Genomic DNA, 505 nt, shown 5'->3' on the forward strand with positions numbered 1-505 from the left:
TAAAGATCTTATGGTGGTTTTGCCGAGGGTGTTCACCTCTTCCCATTCCGAACAGAGAAGTTAAGCCCCTCATGGCCAATGGTACTGCACTATCATGCGGGAGAGTAGGTAGCTGCCATATTTATTAGGAAAAGTCCTCCGTTGTATTACGGAGGACTTTTTTATCCTCTGCTCCCAAAGTTCCCAGGTAAAAATTTTGTTGTCTACATTAAAGATGATATCTTTGCCCTCCGCTCGCAAAAAGGCGGTAAGTTCTTTGTGTGAAAGTCTGAACCAATGCCTAAAAAGCATACTTATATACTACATATAAGTAATTGACACTCAAGAAAATATATCTTTAAAAACTTGAGAAAAAATTTGGAACGAAAGAAAAAAACGCTACCTTTGCACTCCCATCGAAACAGGGTGTAGGAAACGGGGAAAGCGAAACAAGAAAAAGTTCTTCAAAATATAATGAGATGTAGGCGTAAGGCCGAGGGGATCGAATCTCCACCATCTACCAATT

General features: G+C 40.2%; 1 rRNA gene. It reads left to right on the forward strand.

Annotated features, from left to right (window positions below):
• The first annotated feature begins 9 nt into the window (after positions 1–9).
• Positions 10–121, forward strand: a 5S ribosomal RNA gene (rrf, locus tag GFS24_RS28960).
• The last annotated feature ends 384 nt before the right edge of the window (positions 122–505 follow it).

The organism is Chitinophaga sp. SYP-B3965, assembly GCF_009647655.1.
Classification (GTDB): domain Bacteria; phylum Bacteroidota; class Bacteroidia; order Chitinophagales; family Chitinophagaceae; genus Chitinophaga.